The 15,992-nt window shown below is 67.1% G+C and carries 13 protein-coding genes; 7 read left to right on the forward strand and 6 right to left on the reverse strand.

Going from position 1 to position 15,992, the window contains the following annotated elements; all coding sequences use genetic code 11:
• Positions 1–297: 297 nt before the first annotated feature.
• Together ahcY and E3O25_RS09060 are read right to left on the reverse strand one after the other, a co-directional pair.
• Positions 298–1,785 carry an adenosylhomocysteinase gene (gene ahcY, locus E3O25_RS09055; RefSeq protein ID WP_092112006.1) on the reverse strand — a complete coding sequence of 496 codons (1,488 nt, stop codon included), beginning with the start codon at positions 1,783–1,785 and terminating at the stop codon, positions 298–300.
• A 204-nt stretch (positions 1,786–1,989) separates the two neighbouring features.
• The gene (locus E3O25_RS09060; RefSeq protein ID WP_092112008.1) at positions 1,990–2,214 is read right to left on the reverse strand and encodes a DUF3499 family protein; all 225 of its coding nucleotides are present in this window, start codon (positions 2,212–2,214) and stop codon (positions 1,990–1,992) included.
• A 44-nt stretch (positions 2,215–2,258) separates the two neighbouring features.
• Here E3O25_RS09060 and E3O25_RS09065 point away from each other — a divergent pair, with 44 nt between their 5' ends.
• Together E3O25_RS09065 and E3O25_RS09070 are read left to right on the forward strand one after the other, a co-directional pair.
• Positions 2,259–2,705: a metallopeptidase family protein gene (locus E3O25_RS09065; protein ID WP_092112010.1), complete on the forward strand. Its 447-nt coding sequence runs from the start codon at positions 2,259–2,261 to the stop codon at positions 2,703–2,705.
• Positions 2,706–3,020: 315 nt separating this feature from the next.
• Positions 3,021–3,701, forward strand: a complete 681-nt coding sequence (locus tag E3O25_RS09070) for a hypothetical protein (RefSeq protein WP_092112012.1) — start codon at positions 3,021–3,023, stop codon at positions 3,699–3,701.
• Between the two features lie 214 nt (positions 3,702–3,915).
• On the opposite strand, the gene E3O25_RS09075 is transcribed toward E3O25_RS09070, so the two are convergent.
• Positions 3,916–4,947, reverse strand: a complete 1,032-nt coding sequence (locus tag E3O25_RS09075) for a glycerophosphodiester phosphodiesterase family protein (protein WP_134360977.1) — start codon at positions 4,945–4,947, stop codon at positions 3,916–3,918.
• A gap of 198 nt (positions 4,948–5,145) precedes the next feature.
• On the opposite strand from E3O25_RS09075, the gene E3O25_RS09080 reads away from it, so the two are divergent.
• The 3 genes from E3O25_RS09080 to E3O25_RS09090 all read left to right on the forward strand — a co-directional run bounded on the left by E3O25_RS09080 (position 5,146) and on the right by E3O25_RS09090 (position 8,431).
• On the forward strand, positions 5,146–6,141 hold the full coding sequence (locus E3O25_RS09080) for a carbohydrate ABC transporter permease (protein WP_092112016.1): 996 nt from the start codon (positions 5,146–5,148) through the stop codon (positions 6,139–6,141).
• Entirely contained in the window at positions 6,141–6,995 is an 855-nt protein-coding gene (locus E3O25_RS09085; protein WP_134360978.1) for a carbohydrate ABC transporter permease, read from the forward strand. Before E3O25_RS09080 ends, E3O25_RS09085 begins: the two co-directional genes overlap by 1 nt.
• An 83-nt stretch (positions 6,996–7,078) precedes the next feature.
• Positions 7,079–8,431: an ABC transporter substrate-binding protein gene (locus tag E3O25_RS09090; protein WP_134360979.1), complete on the forward strand. Its 1,353-nt coding sequence runs from the start codon at positions 7,079–7,081 to the stop codon at positions 8,429–8,431.
• Between the two features lie 213 nt (positions 8,432–8,644).
• Here E3O25_RS09090 and E3O25_RS09095 read toward each other — a convergent pair whose 3' ends face one another.
• The 3 genes from E3O25_RS09095 to E3O25_RS09105 form a co-directional block, all read right to left on the reverse strand.
• Positions 8,645–11,353 (reverse strand): glycosyltransferase, encoded by a 2,709-nt coding sequence (locus E3O25_RS09095; RefSeq protein ID WP_241988553.1) that lies wholly within the window; start codon positions 11,351–11,353, stop codon positions 8,645–8,647.
• A complete protein-coding gene (locus tag E3O25_RS09100) occupies positions 11,350–12,393 on the reverse strand; it encodes a glycerophosphodiester phosphodiesterase family protein (protein ID WP_134360980.1) in 1,044 nt (347 codons plus the stop codon). The genes E3O25_RS09095 and E3O25_RS09100 overlap by 4 nt, the downstream gene beginning before the upstream one ends.
• Before the next feature lie 196 nt (positions 12,394–12,589).
• Positions 12,590–13,963, reverse strand: coding sequence for a glycosyltransferase family 87 protein (locus tag E3O25_RS09105; RefSeq protein ID WP_092112025.1), 1,374 nt, complete (start codon positions 13,961–13,963; stop codon positions 12,590–12,592).
• Positions 13,964–14,074: 111 nt separating this feature from the next.
• On the opposite strand from E3O25_RS09105, the gene E3O25_RS09110 reads away from it, so the two are divergent.
• On the forward strand, positions 14,075–15,331 hold the full coding sequence (locus E3O25_RS09110) for a molybdopterin-dependent oxidoreductase (protein ID WP_134360981.1): 1,257 nt from the start codon (positions 14,075–14,077) through the stop codon (positions 15,329–15,331).
• Between the two features lie 92 nt (positions 15,332–15,423).
• Positions 15,424–15,876, forward strand: a complete 453-nt coding sequence (locus tag E3O25_RS09115; protein ID WP_134360982.1) for a hypothetical protein — start codon at positions 15,424–15,426, stop codon at positions 15,874–15,876.
• The last annotated feature ends 116 nt before the right edge of the window (positions 15,877–15,992 follow it).

A 15,992-nucleotide genomic window follows, 5' to 3' on the forward strand; every position in this document is an offset into this window, starting at 1 on the left:
CGGGAAGCACTGCGGCTTTCCGCACCTTTGGGGTACGTATAGATACATTACGGCCACCCAGCCCACCCGTCAAAACACACCCCACCCGGGCGTGTCGCAGTACCACGCGCCTCTTCCGCGCGAGCGCCCCGACGCCCGGGCCCACCTTTCGAAACCGGGCCCACCGTCGGAAACCCGGCCCCACGCGCCGGGCCCACCCGCCGGGCCCACGCGCCGGGCCCACCTTATGACCAGGGGCCCAGTTTAGAAACTGGGCCCAGGGACGGGGCCCGGGCCCCGTCCCACGAGTTGCAGGGGCTAGTAGCGGTAGTGGTCGACCTTGTAGGGGCCCTCGGCGGGAATGCCGAGGTAGGCGGACTGCTCGGGGGTCAACACGGTGAGTTCCACTCCGAGAGCGTCGAGGTGCAGGCGGGCCACCTTCTCGTCGAGCAGCTTGGGCAGCACATACACGCCGATCGGATACTTCTCGGGCGAGACATACAGCTCGATCTGCGCGAGCACCTGGTTGGTGAAGGAGTTGCTCATCACGAACGAGGGGTGCCCGGTGGCGTTGCCGAGGTTCATCAGGCGCCCCTCCGACAGCACGAGCACACTGCGTCCGCTCGGCAGACGCCACTCGTCGACCTGCGGCTTGATCTGCACCTTGACGGCACCCTCGAGGGACTCGAGCGCGGCCATGTCGATCTCGTTGTCGAAGTGACCGACGTTGGCGACAATGGCGAGGTGCTTCATGCGCAGCATGTGGTCAACACCGATGACGTTGAAGTTTCCGGTGCCACTGACGAAGATGTCGACCTGTTCGACGACGGAGTCGAGGCGGGCGACCTGAAATCCGTCCATCGCGGCCTGCAAGGCGTTGATCGGGTCGATCTCACTCACGATCACGCGGGCACCCTGACCGCGCATTGCCTCGGCGGCGCCCTTGCCGACATCGCCATAGCCGGCGACGAAGACGACCTTGCCGCCGATCAGCACATCCGTCGCCCGGTTGAGTCCGTCGGGCAGCGAGTGACGGATTCCGTACTTGTTATCGAACTTGCTCTTGGTGACCGAGTCGTTGACGTTGATCGCCGGAAAGAGCAGTTCCTTGCTCGCAGCGAGTTCATAGAGGCGGTGCACTCCCGTGGTGGTCTCCTCGGTGACGCCCAGAAGGTCGGCGGCGGCGAGGGTCCAGCGGTCGGTGGATTCGGTCAGCGACTGACGGAGGGCGGCGAGTATGACGCCGTATTCGTGGCTGTCACCGGCAGCATCCGCCGGTACGGCGCCAGCCAGTTCGAATTCGCGGCCCTTGTGCACGAGCATCGTGGCGTCGCCGCCATCGTCGAGGATCATGTTCGGGCCGGTCCAGGCGGCTCCGGCGGCAGTGGCCTCGGCGCTCCAGTCGAAGATCTGCGTGGTGCACCACCAGTATTCTTCGAGGGTCTCGCCCTTCCAGGCGAACACGGGAACACCGGCGGGGGCATCCACCGTGCCGGTGGGACCGACCGCGATCGCGGCGGCCGCATCGTCCTGCGTGGAGAAGATGTTGCAGCTGGCCCAGCGCACCTGGGCGCCGAGGGCCACGAGGGTCTCGATCAGCACGGCGGTCTGCACGGTCATGTGCAGCGATCCGGCGATGCGGGCGCCGAGAAGCGGCTTCGACTCACCGAATTCGCTGCGCAGGGCCATCAGCCCGGGCATCTCGTTCTCGGCCAGGCGCAGCTGGTGGCGGCCGGCCTCGGCGAGGGACAGATCGGCGATCTTGTAGGTAAAGGTGGGGGGCGCGGTGGGTGCGGCGACAGTCATGGTGCTATCTTGCCATTTCTGTCTGGACGACCTCCGCATTGTTAGCCCAGGCGGCACGGTCGCCAGAACGGATGCCGCCGGCCGGCGCCACACGACTGCTGCGCCGAGCACAGTGCCGAGGTTGAACGCCGCAAATTGGCCGCGGAGGTGAGCGTGGCGGCGCCGTCCGCGCAGCGCACGACCGAGTCGACGCTGTCGCGCGGGTCAGTTGTTGGCGCCCGGCTCGTCGGCGACGAGGCGGTGGCGCATCAGCTGCCAGCCCTGGGGAGCGCTCGTGCGTTCCGCGTGCCGGGAACACAGGTCGAAGCTGTGCGGTTCTTTGCGGCCGGAGAGTGGACCGAGCACGGCCAACGACTCCCCATAGTCGAAGGTGAGCGTGGCCACCGAGGGTTCGAGGCAGGCAACACGAGAACACGCACGGAATGTCATTGCCTATAAGGGTACCGGCTGCCGGCCCGCCGTAGGATGGCAGCATGTCCCGATCCCGTCGTTCCGCAGCGCCCGAACCGACCGTGCGCGGCCGTGGGCGCGATCGGCACGGCCGCGGCATCCGCAGTTCGGCGACGGGCCCGTTCCTGCCGCCGCTGCGCACCCGCATCGACCTGTTCGACATGACGATCGCCTCGACGATTGAATATTTGCGCGGCGTCTGGCCGGAAGAACTGGGCACGTCGGTGTTCGAAGTTGCCTCGGGCCCCACCTCGGTCATTCCGGGCGTCGGGGTGGAACGCTGGATGGTGACGCCGGAGACGAACCGCGTGGTGTTCTACCGCCTGCCCATCCAGCGCCTGTCGCGCCTGCACGAAAACGATGAGATGCACCAGCGCATGATGATCGAGACCTGCGTGTTTCGTGGCGTCGCCGAATTGCTCGGCAAAGACCCCTGGGATCTCGCGCCGGATCGCTTCCGCCACTTCTAACGCCGGACGCCCGCCCCGACAGCGTCGCGGCCCGGGCTCGAGAAGCCTGCACGGGTTCAGACCCGTGAGAATTTTCTCAGCACGAGCCGCGAGCGGGAAACGGGCGAAGCGGGCATCCGCTCGATCCCAATCCCGCGATCCCTTTCGACGACTGGGATCGCGGGGGTTTTGGCGCACCCACTTTGCTGAACGTTTGCTGTATTGAGTAACGGAAAGGTAACGGAATGGGGCAATTCCAAACCATTTCGGGGGTGGAGCCGAACACCATGCAGACCCCAACACCACCTGCTCGATCTACAGAAAAGGATTCATCCCATGCGCACATTCACCAAGGCCACCATCGGTTTCGCGTCAGCTGGAATTCTCATCGCCGGCCTCGCGGGATGCTCGACGTCCGCGACGACGTCGACTCCGGCGCCGGCCGCCAGCTCGTCCAGCTCGGCCTCCGCTGACCCGACGCCCCTCGCCTCGATCCCCAGCCTGTCCGGTGTCGACACCGCCGTGCTGCTCGACGCGGACTTCGCTGCGGCCCTGACGAGCCTCGGCCTCAGCGCCGGCACCGTGGGAACGGCCACCCTCGAAGAGGGCAGCCTGCACTTCCCGATCACCGGCGGAAACGTGGACTATTACGACCCGCAGGAAGACTACCGCCCCTACGTTCAGGGCTCCATCGAGCACGAGGGTTCCGGTTTCTCGCTGACCGCCGGCGACACCGTCGTCGAACTGACCAACTTCACCATCGACCCGGGCACCTCGGAGCTTCTCGGTGACGTCTCGGTCAACGGTGAGTCCGCCGCGACCCAGACCCTGCTGTTCAACCTCTACGGTGGAACCCTTGAGCCCCTCCAGATGGACGGCGACAACGCTATCCTCACCGGAACCACTGTTCACATCTCCTCCGTCGCCGCCGGCCTGCTGAACTCCACCTTCAACACCGACGCCGTCGCTGACCAGCTGCTCGTCGGTATCGCGACCATCACCGCCGCAACCAAGTAGTCAGTCGGCTCCTCACAGAGTCAGCTACACAGCACAAATCGGGGCTCGCCACACGGCGGGCCCCGATTTGTGCGCGCCCGGCCGGTTCGTGGCACGTCTTTGAGAGGTCGGCACGTGTTCAAACCCGTGCCACCTTCTCAAACACGTGCCGCGAGGGGATGGGGCGGCGGAACGGGCGGCGGGGCGGCCGGGCCGCGAGCATCCGCTCACCGCATCAAACGGATGCCGCCACCCGGCTGCGCAGGTCGTCGCGCACGCTGACGGCGAGGTCGGGGTGGTCGACGAAGACCCCGTCGATTCCGCTGGCCATGACGGCGGCGAACTCACCGCGCCAGTGTCCGAAGGTGGCGGCCAGCTCACCCTGCCGGTGCGGCTCGGTGAGGAACGCATTCTCGGGCCGGAGGGTCCAGCAGAAGATTTGCAGCCCGGCCGCGTGGGCGTCGGCGACGAGGGTCGACGTGACGAGCTCGCCGTCGGAATTCGCTTCGATGATCAATGATTTGTCGACGCTGATGCCGTGCAGCGTGCCGCTGTCGCCGAGGGCGGCGAGCCCGGCCTTGGTGAGGTGGTCGGCGTAGTAGGGCGCGGCGGCCCCGAGTTCCACGATTCTGTCGAGCGGCTGACCGGCCGGGGCGATCAGGAACACGTTGCGGGCGATGATGCCGCGCGCGGCGATCTGATCGAGCACGGTGGGTTCGAAGCTTTCGATGATGAGGCGCCCGTCGTTGCCGTTCCAGCCGGCCGCGCGCACTTCAGCGGCAAACAACTCATCGAGCGGCAGGCCGATCGAGGTGAAGTAGGCGGCGCTCTTGATCTCGGCGACCATGCCGAGGGTGCGACGGTGCCTGTTCGACGCCGCGTCGACCAGGTCGAATAGGTCGCTCAGGCGCAGGATCGGGTGCTGGTCGTCGTGTCGGGCGCTCTTCGGCCGCAGGTGGGCGAGGCGCTCCCGGGCGCGCAGCGTGGCCAGTTCGGCCCAGGTGAAATCTTCGGTGAACCAGCCGGTGACGGTGTGGCCGAGAAACTCCTTGGTGGTGCGGCGGCCGGCGAACTCGGCGCGGGAGGCAACATCCGTTGTGACGGAAATGTCGTTCTCATGACGCAGCACCAGGATGCCGTCGCGGGTGGCGACGATATCGGGCTCGACGGCGTCGGCGCCGAGCTCGAACGCGAGGTCATAGGCGAAAGCGGTGTGTTCGGGGCGGTAGCCGCTGGCTCCGCGATGACCAATGACGAGTGGGGGCATCTGCACACCGTAACGGCGGGAGGTGACGCCGACGGCCAGGGCGGGTGAACACCCGCTGAAGTTTCGGTTCTGTGCAGGCGAACGCCTCGCGACAACTGTGCATATCCCTGCAAATTGGCCGATCAGCGCCCTGTGCGCTGCCTAACCTGACAGAGTCTGCTGCTTGGCCGACGGTATTTTTCAGGAAGATTTCAGCGTATGCGCACCATCGAGGACCTGCAGCGCGACACCGATTCAGCGGTGGCGGTCGCGGCCCCGAACGGCGCTGTCGGCGCACCGTTGACCCCCGCGCCGCCCCGCACGTTCACGCCGCGTAGGAAGAAGAAGCCGTGGAAATCGTGGCTGCTTTTTCTGCTGTTCGCCGGCCCGAACGTGGCCCTGCTGATCGTCTTCACCTACAAGCCGTTGCTGCAGTCGCTGTACTACTCGACGCTGCAATGGAATCTCGGGTCAGCCTCGGCGATTCCGGTGGGGCTCGGCAACTACGTGGCCTGGTTCACCGACCCGGGCACGGCGCGCGTGGTCACGGTCACCCTGATCTTCACGGTCGCGACCGTCGGCGGCGGCATGGTCATCGGCCTGGTGTTCGCGGTGCTGCTCAACCGCAAACTGCACGGTCGCGGCGCAGCGCGCACCATCGTTGTGGCCCCGTACGTGCTCTCGGGCGTGGCGGTCGGCCTGCTCTGGCTGTTCGTGTTCGACCCGAACTTCGGCATCACCGCGGCGCTGCTCGACGCGATCGGCGTGGCCTCACCGCCTTGGTACAACGATCCGCACTGGGCGCTGGTCATGGTCATCATCGTCTACCTGTGGAAGAACGTAGGCTACGTGGCGCTCATCTACCTGGCCGCGCTGCAGTCGGTGCCGCGGGACCTGCTCGAAGCCGCGTCGCTCGACGGCGCCTCTCCGGTGCGCGCCTTTCGCAACATTGTGCTGCCGCTGCTCGGCCCGACGACGTTCTTTCTGTCGATCACGACGCTGCTGAGCTCGCTGCAGTCGTTCGACATCATTCAGGCCATGACCCGCGGCGGGCCGCTCGAGGGCACCACCACGATGATGTACCAGATCTACCAGGAAGGCTTTCAGGCCGGTCGGGCCGGGTACTCCTCGGCGGTCGCGACCATTCTGTTCGCCGTTCTGCTCGTGGTCACCCTGATCCAAATGAAATATGTCGAGAAACGAGTGCACTACTGATGGCCACGCCGAGCCTTTCCACATCCACGCGGCGCCGCAAGCCGCTGCAGCTCGGCGGCTACCTCGGCCTTGCGGTAGCCATCGCGATCATGATTCTGCCGCTGGTCTGGATGTTCCTGGCCGGGTTCAAGGAACGCGATGAGATCTACACCGTGCCGATTCAGTGGCTGCCCGAAGCCTATGACCTGTCAAACTACGCCGCCGCGCTGGCCGCCGTGCCGTTCGGCAGCTTCTTTCTCAACAGCACCATCACCACCGTGATCGGCGCCGGCCTCAAGCTGCTGCTCGGCCTGACCACCGCCTACGCGGTCGTGTTTTTGGAGTTTCCGTTCAAGAAGTTCGTCTTCGGTTTGGTGATCTTCGCCCTGCTGGTACCGCAGCAGATCGTGATGATTCCCAACTTCACCCTCGTGGCGTCGCTCGGCTGGATCAACACCTACCAGGGCATCATCGTTCCGGGCCTGGCCAGCGCGTTCGGCACGTTTCTGTTTCGCCAGCACTTTCTCACCCTGCCGATCTCCATTCTCGAAGCCGCCGCGCTCGACGGTGCCAGCCACTGGACCCGCCTGTGGCGTTTCATCGTGCCGATTTCCGCGCCGACCATCGCTGCGGTCGCCCTGGTTTCGATCGTCTCGGAGTGGAACGAGTACCTCTGGCCGCTGCTCGTCGTGGACCGTTCCGACATGATGACGCTGCCCGTGGGGCTCATGCTGCTGCAGAACAACGACGGCGTCACCAACTGGGGCGTGCTCATGGCCGGCACCGTGCTGGTCACCGTGCCCGTGCTCATCGCGTTCTTTGCGCTGCAGAAGAAAATCATCGCCGGTCTGACCGCCGGCGGCGTCACCGGCTGACGCTGCGCACATCCGTTTATTTGAGCGGATGCGCGCCGCCAATTTTTCCTGTTCATCGTGTGTACCCCTTCAAGGAGAGTTCTATGACCGCGACACCCACCTTCACCATCAACCGCCGGCAGATTTTGAAACTCGCCGCGGTGTTCGGTGCCACCGCCACCCTCGCCGCGTGCAGCGGCCCGTCGCTCGGAGCGGGCGCCGGAGCCGCTTCGCGCGCCGCGACCGACTGGACCGGCATCGTGCCGGCGAAGGAGATCACCTGGTGGAGCAACCACCCGGGCACCTCGAAACTGATCGAAGAAGAGATCATCAAGCGTTTTCAAGCCGAGAATCCGGAGATCACGGTGACCCTGGTCACGGCCGGCGCCAACTACGACGAGATCGCGCAGAAATTCCAGGCGGCGTCGGGTACCAACAGCGTGCCGGACCTCGTGCTGGCGAGCGATGTGTGGTGGTTCCGCTACATGATCAACGGCCAGGTGCTGCCGCTGGACGACCTCGCCAAGCACCTCGAGTTCGACACCGACGACTTCAACAAGACCCTGTACGACGACTACACCTTCACCGGCAACCACTGGGCCATCCCCTACGCCCGGTCGACCCCGCTGTTCTATTACAACAAGGCCGTCTGGGCCAAGGCCGGACTGCCCGACCGCGCGCCGAAGACCTGGGCCGAGTTCGACGAGTGGGCGCCGAAGATCGCGGCCGACGGCGGCGTCACCCCGCTGGGTCTCGGCAAGGGCGCATCCTGGGCGGCGTGGTGGTTCTGCAACATGCTGTGGGGCCAGGGCGGCGCGTACTCCGACGAGTGGACGATGACCCTCGACACCCCCGAAGCGATCGCGGCCGCGGACTACCTGCAGTCGCTGATCTACGAGAGGAAGGTCGCCACGGTGGCCGCCGTCGACCAGGTCGCCGACTTCGGCGCCGGCCTGACCGGCTGCATCATGGGCTCGACCGGGTCACTCACCGGCATTCTCAAGGCCGCGACGTTCGAGGTCGGCACCGGCTTTCTGCCCGAAGGCCCGGAGGGGCAGGCCTGCCCGACCGGCGGGACCGGCGTCGCCATCGCCGCCGACCGCACCCCCGAGCAGCAGCTGGCCGCTGGAATGTTCCTCAAATTTCTGACCAACTCGGAGAACACCGCTTACTTCTCGTCGAACACCGGCTACATGCCGGTGCGTACCTCGGCCCGCGACGGCGAGACGATGACCCAGGTCTACGCCGAGTTCCCGCAGTTTCGCACGGCGGTCGACCAGCTCGAGACCACCCGCTCCCAGGACTGGGGCCGCGTCTTCGTGCCGAACGCCGACAAGGAACTCACGACGGCGCTCGAAAAGATCATGCTGCAGCAGACCGCCCCGGCCGAGGCGTTCGCGGTCGCGAGCACGGCCATTGCGACCTCGTTCGACGAGAACGTGAGCCCGTACCTGTAGGTTTCGGGCATGAAGGAGCGGGCCCGCCGGATTGGCGGGCCCGCTTTGTGCGTGCGGGGCTCTTTGCGGGGGCGGGGCGCGCACTGCGGCATCGGTTCACCGAGCGGACGTTTGCATGCGCCGAGCCGTGAGTTTCGGGACATTTTCGCGCACTTTTGAGCCAGGACTCACGGGTCGGCACGCGAAACTCACGGGTCGCGGCCGGGTATTCGTTTAGCGCTTCGCGAGACGCTCGATCGGCGCGAGCTCGGCCAGTTCGGCGTCGAGGTCGTCGGGCACCCCGATCGCGCGGTAGAACTCGGCGACCGCTCGCCGGACGTAGGCCTCGTGGTCGAACGCGCCGGCCGCGACCTCGCCGCGCAGAAACGCCGTGAGGCCGGCCGCGAGACCGGCATCGGTCTGCGGAACGACGAGACCGGCCGCATGCGGCAGCGCATCGTGAACGGATGCGAAAGCCACCGTCACAACCGCACGCCCCAGTACCAGCGCCTCCAGGATCACCATCGGTGCTCCCTCGTAGTCGCTCGACAGTACAAAGCAGTCGGCCGCAGCCAGCACCGGGAACGGATTGGCGAGCGGCCCGGTGAGGATGACCGCCGTGCTCAGGTTGAGGTCACGGATCAGGGCGCTGAGCTCGGCCTTGAGCGGGCCGCCACCGACGATGACGAGTCGGGTGAGCGGATGCCGGGCGTGCACGAGCGCGAACGCCCGAATCAGGCGGGCCTGGTTCTTTTCCGGCGAGAGGCGGCCGATCGTGACGAACGTTGTGGTGGTGACGTCGGTTTCCGGTGCGAAAATGCCGGACCGGGCCGGCTCCTGCTCCGCCGCGCGCGGGCCGGCCGCGGATAATGCGGATGCAGCGGAGTCGGTGGCGGATTCAGCGGATGCAGCATTGGGGTCGGCTGGTTCAGCTTCAAGTTCCGTGGCGGGTTCCGTGGCGGCCGCGCCGCGCAGGATGCGTTCGACATCGACGGTGTTGTGCGCGACGGTGAATTTTGATTGCGGCGCATAGGCGGCGAGGTCCCTGGCGTTGATCTCGGCGAGAGCCGGCGACACCGAGACCAGGCTGTCGTAGCGCTCGTAGCGGGTGAAGGTTGCGGTGAGGCCGCGCAGCATCCGCTTGGCTCCGCCGACGCTGCGGTGGGCGTCGGCGGCGAGGTCGTTGTGCAGCCAGATCGAGCGCACGGCCGGCGGCGAGTGCAGCAGCAGTTCCGCCCAGAACGGGCCGTAGCCGCTGAAGTCGATGACGTGGTCGAAGCGGCTGTCGCCGAAGCAGCGGGTGAATTCGGCGGCGAAAGCGCGGGCGGGGGCGCCGCGGTGTCGGCGAACGAGGCGCTGCCAGACTCCACCGTTCATGCCGCCGATGCGGGCGAATTGCCGCACGCGGGGGTCGACCAGGCGCTGGCTGGCGCGGCGGGCCGGCGCGTTGCTCTTCGCGAAGGCGACCGAGATGTCGAACCGGTCGTGGTCGACGGCGCCGAGCAGGTTGAGGGCGGCGGAGGTGATGCCGTTGGGTTTCATGCCGCCGAGGTAGATCAGCACGGACGTGCGGGCGGGCCGGGGCGACTCGTGCAGGGCACGGGCCGGGTCGGCGCCGCGAAAAACGATGTCGATCACGCGGGCACTCGCGGCGCCGTCATCCTGGCCGACGTAGTCGTGTTGGGCCACCCGATAACGTTGGCTGAAGGCTGGCAGCCGTCCGTGGTCAGCCACCTCGCCGATGACCGCGGCCACCGCCGCAGCGGTGCGGCAGACCGGGCCGGGCAGCTCGGTGGCCGCCAGGTACAGTCCGCGGGCCTGCTCGAAGTCGGCGAGATCGGGGGTGAAGAACACGATCGGCCGGCCGGTGGCGAGAAAATCGAAAAAGATGCTCGAGTAGTCGGTGACCAGAATGCTCGTTAGCCCGAGCACGACGTTGGTCGGCAGGTCGTTCGGCACGAGCACCCGCGCGAGGTCGGCGCGGCCGGCGGCGAGCGCGTGCACGGCCTGGTGGGTTTTCAGCAGCACGACATAGCGCGTGCTGTCGATGCCCTGTTCGATCTGCCGCACCCGGTCGAGCAGCGCATCGAGGTCGTCGTCGGGGTGGGCGAACGAGGCGCCCTTCCAGGTGGGAGCGTAGAGCACGATCTCCCGGTCGCCGAGATTCAGTCCGGCGAGCCGGGCGCGGGCGGCGCGCGACTGCTCCGGGCTCAGGGTCTGCCGGTCGATGCGGGGGTAGCCGGCCAGCAGCATCCGTCCCGCAAAAATGCCGTCGAGTTTGTAGGCGCGCTCATACATCTGGCGGGCCATGAAGGGGTTGGCGGCGAGTAGGTAGTCGGCGCTGACGAAATTGCGCACGATATTGGCGGTGCCGAACGCGCCGTCGACCATGTCGTAGCCCATGTGTTTGAGCGGGGTGCCGTGCCAGGTATTGAGGTAGATCTGCCCCGGTCGCTTGGAGAATTGCGGCGGAAAGGTGGCGTTGCTGATCAGGTACCGGCTCGTGGCGAGCGCCCGATAGTAGGCGGATGAGCCGCTCTTCACGAAACGCACCGTGCGGTCGCCGCGAAAGTCGCGCCGGGCGGCGCGCGGATTCTTCAACGCCCAAATGTGCCTTAATCGAGCCTGGTCGGGCGTCTCGCGCAGCTGCCGAAACAGGGCTTCGGGGTTGCAGAGCATCCCGGAGCCGTTGAACGCTTCGTACAGCACGGCGTTCGGGTTGATCGCCCTGGCGCGCCAGAAGGCGTGCACTTCATAACGCCAGGCCCGACGGATGCGGCCGGCCAGCCCCGCCAGGCGGCGTCGCGGCCCGGCCAGGGCCCGGGCGCAGGCGGCGAGGAGCCGGGCGAATAGGGAGAGGGTGACAGCGGGCGGGGTGACAGCGGGCGGGGTGGCGAGCGGCCGGCCGGCCGTCGGGGCTCGCGGGTCGGTGCGCACGGTCACGCCGCCGGGTAGGCGGTCGGCAGGCTCAGGCCGCGCTCGGCGAGCACGGCGCGCAACCGGGTGGGATAGTCGGTGATGATGCCATCGACGCCTAGGTCGATGAGGGTGTGCATGAGCGCGGTTTCGCTCACCGTCCAGGGGATCACCGGCAGCCTGGCCGCGTGCGCGTCGGCGATCAGCTCAGGCGTGACGGTCTCGAAGACCGGTGAGAGGGCGTCGTAGCCGGCGGCGGCAGCAGCGCGCGCGACCGAACCGTCGAAGTCGTCGATGTCGAGGCCGCCCAGGTGCGCGCTAGCGCCGGGCTGTGCGACCTCGAGCCAGTCGTCGTCCTGGGCGAGGGCAATCAGGCGCAGCTCGGGCGCGATCTGCCGCACCAGGTTGAGCGAGGCCCAGTCGAAGCTCTGCACGGTGACCCGGTCGGCGCGCCCCGATGCCTCGATGTCGGCGACGACGGCTCGGGTGAGCGCGGCCATTTCGTCGTGGTCGCTGGGGGTTTCGATCTTGGTTTCGATGTTGAGCTGCACCGTGTGGGCGCGGTGCGCCTCGACCAGCGCGAACACGTCGACGAGTTCGGCGATGGTGTTGCCGGGCACGTTCTGCTGCTCGGGGTAGCCGGGCAGCAGCTGGTAGCCGCAATCGAGCGTGTGAATCTGGGCGAGGGTCAGGTCACGCACCCGGCTGCCGGCGTAGGGGAACGCTTTGTCGCCCGGGAAGGCGGCAGCCGTGTCGCGGCATTTGCTCGCGGTGAGCACATCGTCGTGCCAGACCACGACGGCGTCGTCGCGGGTGAGGTGGGTGTCGAGTTCGAGGGTGCTGACGCCGAGGGAGAGCGAGGCGGCGAAGGCGGCGAGGCTCTCCTCGGTGTGTTCGCCGCGGCCGCCGCGGTGGGATTGCAGGTCGAACGCGGCGGCCGTGTCGAGGGGCGCGGCGGCCCGGGCCGGTTCGGCGAGCGCCGACTCCGCCTGCACGGCCACTACCGCGCCGCCGACGAGCACCGTGCTGAGGGCGGCGGCCGCCGCGATAATCAGAATTCTGCGCATGGCGGCACTCTTTCGTGGTTCGCAGCACGCTGAAAGGCGTGCATCTGCCCACGTTAAGGAGCGGAGGTGGCCGGCATCCGCTGCGCAGCCGTCCGCAGCATGAACTCTGTGTTAACACAGGTCTCGCAGCACGTCTTTGAGAAGCCGGCACGTGTTCGCACCCGTGCCAGCTTCCCCCACACGGGCCGCGACCGGGTCAGGCGGGGCGAGCCGGCAGCATCCGCGTGAGGGAGCCGGGGCCGGCGCGGCGCAGCGAGACGACGACGATGACGAGCACCGCGATGGCGATCGACGCCCGGGTGAGCTCGAGGTTCGGCACGAGCAGCCGCAGGGTGAGTGCCATCGGCACGAGCAACCATTCCCAGCGGCCGCTCAGCGCCACGAACGGCAGCAACAGCAGGGCATACCAGGGGTATCGGGGGCTGAGCACGAGCAGCGTCGCGCCGATCATGACGAGCTGGCCGATCCACGGCTGGTTCTGATCGGTTGTGATGATGACGAGCACAGCCACGATCGCCAGGATCAGGCCGGCGACGATCACCGCGGATGCCCCCGGTGCGACCAGGGACACCAGCGCGAACCGGGAGCCGTCCTGGTAGCCCTCCTCGGTGAGGTAACCGGGCAGGTAACCGAGCACCCCGATGCCGGTGGCGAGCACGTAGGGCACGTAGAGCAGCGCGAAACTCAGCACGGATGCCGCCACCAGGCGCCATCCGCCCCGTTTCAGCAGCGCGGGAGCGGCGAGCACGGGGATGAGCTTGGTGCCGATCGCGATTCCGAGGGCGATGCCGCCGCGCCAGACCTTCTTGCTCGACACCAGGAACACTGCCGCGACGACGAAAATGACACCGAGCATATCCACGTGAGAATTGGTGATCGCCTCGGTCGCCACGAGCGGGCACCAGGCCCAGAGCGCCGCGTTTCGTTCATCGAGGCCGCGGCGCCGCATTCCGACCAGCAACAGTGCCGTCGTGCCGAGACTCAGCAGCAGGCCGGTCAGCTGCAACGGCCAGTATTCCGGCTCCGGTCCGGTGAGAAAACGAACGCCGACGAAGAGAATTTCACTGGCCGGCGGGTAGATCGTGGGCACGGCCGTGCGGTTGAGTGCCGAGCAGAGCCGGTCACCGTCGGTGGTGCGGGTGGTGGCGATGCGTTCGCCGACGCAGATCTCCTTGCCCGCGGCAGTGGTCTGCGGGGCGGGAAAGAGCCAGTCGGGTCTCAGGGAATCGAGGCGGGCATCCGCTGGGGTGAAGGCGTAGGGGCTGATGCCATTGGTTTGCACGATGCCGTCCCAGGCGTACCGGGCCGAGTCGGTGCTCGTGTTGGGCGGGCCGACCATGGCGGCGCCGCCGATCAGGGCCGAACCGGCGAGCACCAGGGCGATGACGGCGCGCGCATTCACCCGGCGCAGCAGCCAGTAGGCGACGCCGAAGAGCAGCCAGAGCGCGCTCGTGACGAGCACGAGCTGCACCTCGTCGCGATCGGGTTCGAACAGGTCGAGGGCGATGACGCCGAACGCGGTGAGGGCAGCGCTGAGCGCCAGCAGGGTCGCGATGATCGTGATGCGCACGGTTCAGTCTGTCTCACGGTGCTGTGTCGCACGGGGTCCGCCGCCGAGACACCCCCACACTGTAAGGAATTTCGTTCGGTTGTTGCCGCGGTGCAATGGTGCAATAGAGGTATGCGACGATTGATGTATGAGGCCCAGCGGGCACTGGCGTCGCCCGTACGCAATCCGCGGATGGCGACGGTGATCGGCCGGCTGCTCGGCGCCGCCTTTCTGATCTGTTTCGGCACCGGCCTGTACAGTCATTTTCTGCAGGAACCGCTCGACTGGATGCGCTTTGCGACCCGACCGGAGTTTCTCTACCAGGTGACCCAGGGCACGCATATCGTGGCCGGCATCGCCTGTTTTCCACTGCTGCTGGCCAAGCTGTACATCGTCTTTCCCGAACTGTTCGCTTATCCCCCAGTGCGTGGTCTGGTTCACTTTCTCGAACGGGCCTCGATCGCCCTGTTCGTGGGCGCCTCGCTCGTGCAGATCACGATCGGGCTGCTCAACACCTACCAGTGGTATCCGTGGCCGTTTCCGTTTCGGCAGGTGCACTTTGCGCTCGGCTGGGTGCTGATCGGATTGCTGGTCATTCACATCGGTGTGAAATTGCCGGTGATCACGCGGTACTGGAGCAAATCAACTTCTGCAGACGATGACCACCTCGTCGACGCGGTGTCGAACGACCGTTCGGCCAATGCGGAGGCCGTGCGGCTGTGGGGTCCTTCCCGGCCGGGCGGGGTGACCGGGCGGGTGCTCGACTACATCGATGCCACGCCGCGCGTTGCCGGCGGCGTCAGTCGCCGCGGCTTTCTCACGACGGTCGGCGTGGCCACCACGGCGGTCGTGGCCCTGACCGCCGGGCAGACCTTCACTCCGCTGAACGCGGTCAACCTGTTCGGGCCGCGCAAGAAGGGCGTCGGCCAGCAGGGTGTTCCGGTGAATCGCACGAGCGAACAGGCCCAGGTAGCGGATGCCGCGATGGCCGCCGGCTGGACTCTCACCCTCGCGGTCGCCGGCACCGAACGTTCCTTCACCCGTTCTGAGCTGCTCGCGCTGCCGCAGACCGAGGTGCGGTTGCCGATCGCCTGCGTCGAAGGTTGGAGCCAGATGGCGTCGTGGCGCGGGGTGCGGCTGCGCGACCTCGCCGATCTGATGGACGCCGCCCCCGACAGCTCGTTTCGCCTGATCAGCCTCGAAGAACGCGGCAGCTTCAGCAAGACCCAGATGGGCCGGGAGTATGTGCGCGACCCGCTCACGCTCGTGGCGCTCGAGCTCAACGGTGAGACCCTCGACCTCGAGCACGGGTATCCGGCGCGCATGATCGCGCCGGGGCGGCCCGGGGTCCTGCAGACCAAGTGGTTGAGCCGAATCGAGGCGATCTGATGACAGCGGATGCTGGTAGCGCCGGTGTGAATGGCACCGGGTCCGGGCTAAACCCGCCGCCGGCTGGGATACCGGCCTCGACTGGCCGGCGGATGCGCGGCATCCGTTTGGTGCTGGTGGGTATCGGTGTGCTGCTGCTCGCCTGGGGCGCGTTTGTGCTGTTCGATTCGGTGCGGCTGACCCGCATTCCCGGGGTGGCGCTGTGGATCGCGGCGGCGATCGTGCTGCACGATGCGATTTTGGCGCCGATCGTGTTTGCGCTGGGCCTTGCGCTGCGGCGGGTGGGTCGCCGAGCGACCGGAATGGTGATTGCCATCGTGCAGGGCGGCATTGTCGTGGGGTCTCTGGTCTCGCTCGTGGCGGTACCGCTGATCGTGGCGGAGAATTTCGCGCCGGCGAATCCGACCGTGTTGCCGCTGAATTACGGGCTCAGTTTGGGGATCTTCTGGATCGTGCTCGCTCTCGTCACGGCGGCGCTGTCGGTCGGCGTGTTCCTGCGCTGGCGGCAGCCGGTCGCGGCATTACCGGATGATTCCGGGCGCTGAGGTGCTTCCGGGCCCACCTTGTAGCCCCGGGCCCAGTTTATAAACTGGGCCCGGGGACGGGGCCCGGGCCCCGTCCATGCGTGCGGGAGCCCGCGGCGCCGCCGGGCCCAGCTTCG

The sequence above is a fragment of the Cryobacterium sp. TMT1-3 genome, from assembly GCF_004402315.1.
Classification (GTDB): domain Bacteria; phylum Actinomycetota; class Actinomycetes; order Actinomycetales; family Microbacteriaceae; genus Cryobacterium; species Cryobacterium luteum.

Bases quoted from the DNA above. Each gene is read 5' to 3' on its own strand.
- E3O25_RS09090 (WP_134360979.1), top strand. From the start codon at position 7,079: ATGACCGCGACACCCACCTTCACCATCAACCGCCGGCAGATTTTGAAA.
- ahcY (WP_092112006.1), bottom strand. From the start codon at position 1,785: ATGACTGTCGCCGCACCCACCGCGCCCCCCACCTTTACCTACAAGATC.
- E3O25_RS09060 (WP_092112008.1), bottom strand. From the start codon at position 2,214: ATGACATTCCGTGCGTGTTCTCGTGTTGCCTGCCTCGAACCCTCGGTG.
- E3O25_RS09115 (WP_134360982.1), top strand. From the start codon at position 15,424: ATGCGCGGCATCCGTTTGGTGCTGGTGGGTATCGGTGTGCTGCTGCTC.
- E3O25_RS09080 (WP_092112016.1), top strand. From the start codon at position 5,146: ATGCGCACCATCGAGGACCTGCAGCGCGACACCGATTCAGCGGTGGCG.
- E3O25_RS09100 (WP_134360980.1), bottom strand. From the start codon at position 12,393: ATGCGCAGAATTCTGATTATCGCGGCGGCCGCCGCCCTCAGCACGGTG.
- E3O25_RS09110 (WP_134360981.1), top strand. From the start codon at position 14,075: ATGCGACGATTGATGTATGAGGCCCAGCGGGCACTGGCGTCGCCCGTA.
- E3O25_RS09085 (WP_134360978.1), top strand. From the start codon at position 6,141: ATGGCCACGCCGAGCCTTTCCACATCCACGCGGCGCCGCAAGCCGCTG.
- E3O25_RS09065 (WP_092112010.1), top strand. From the start codon at position 2,259: ATGTCCCGATCCCGTCGTTCCGCAGCGCCCGAACCGACCGTGCGCGGC.
- E3O25_RS09075 (WP_134360977.1), bottom strand. From the start codon at position 4,947: ATGCCCCCACTCGTCATTGGTCATCGCGGAGCCAGCGGCTACCGCCCC.
- E3O25_RS09070 (WP_092112012.1), top strand. From the start codon at position 3,021: ATGCGCACATTCACCAAGGCCACCATCGGTTTCGCGTCAGCTGGAATT.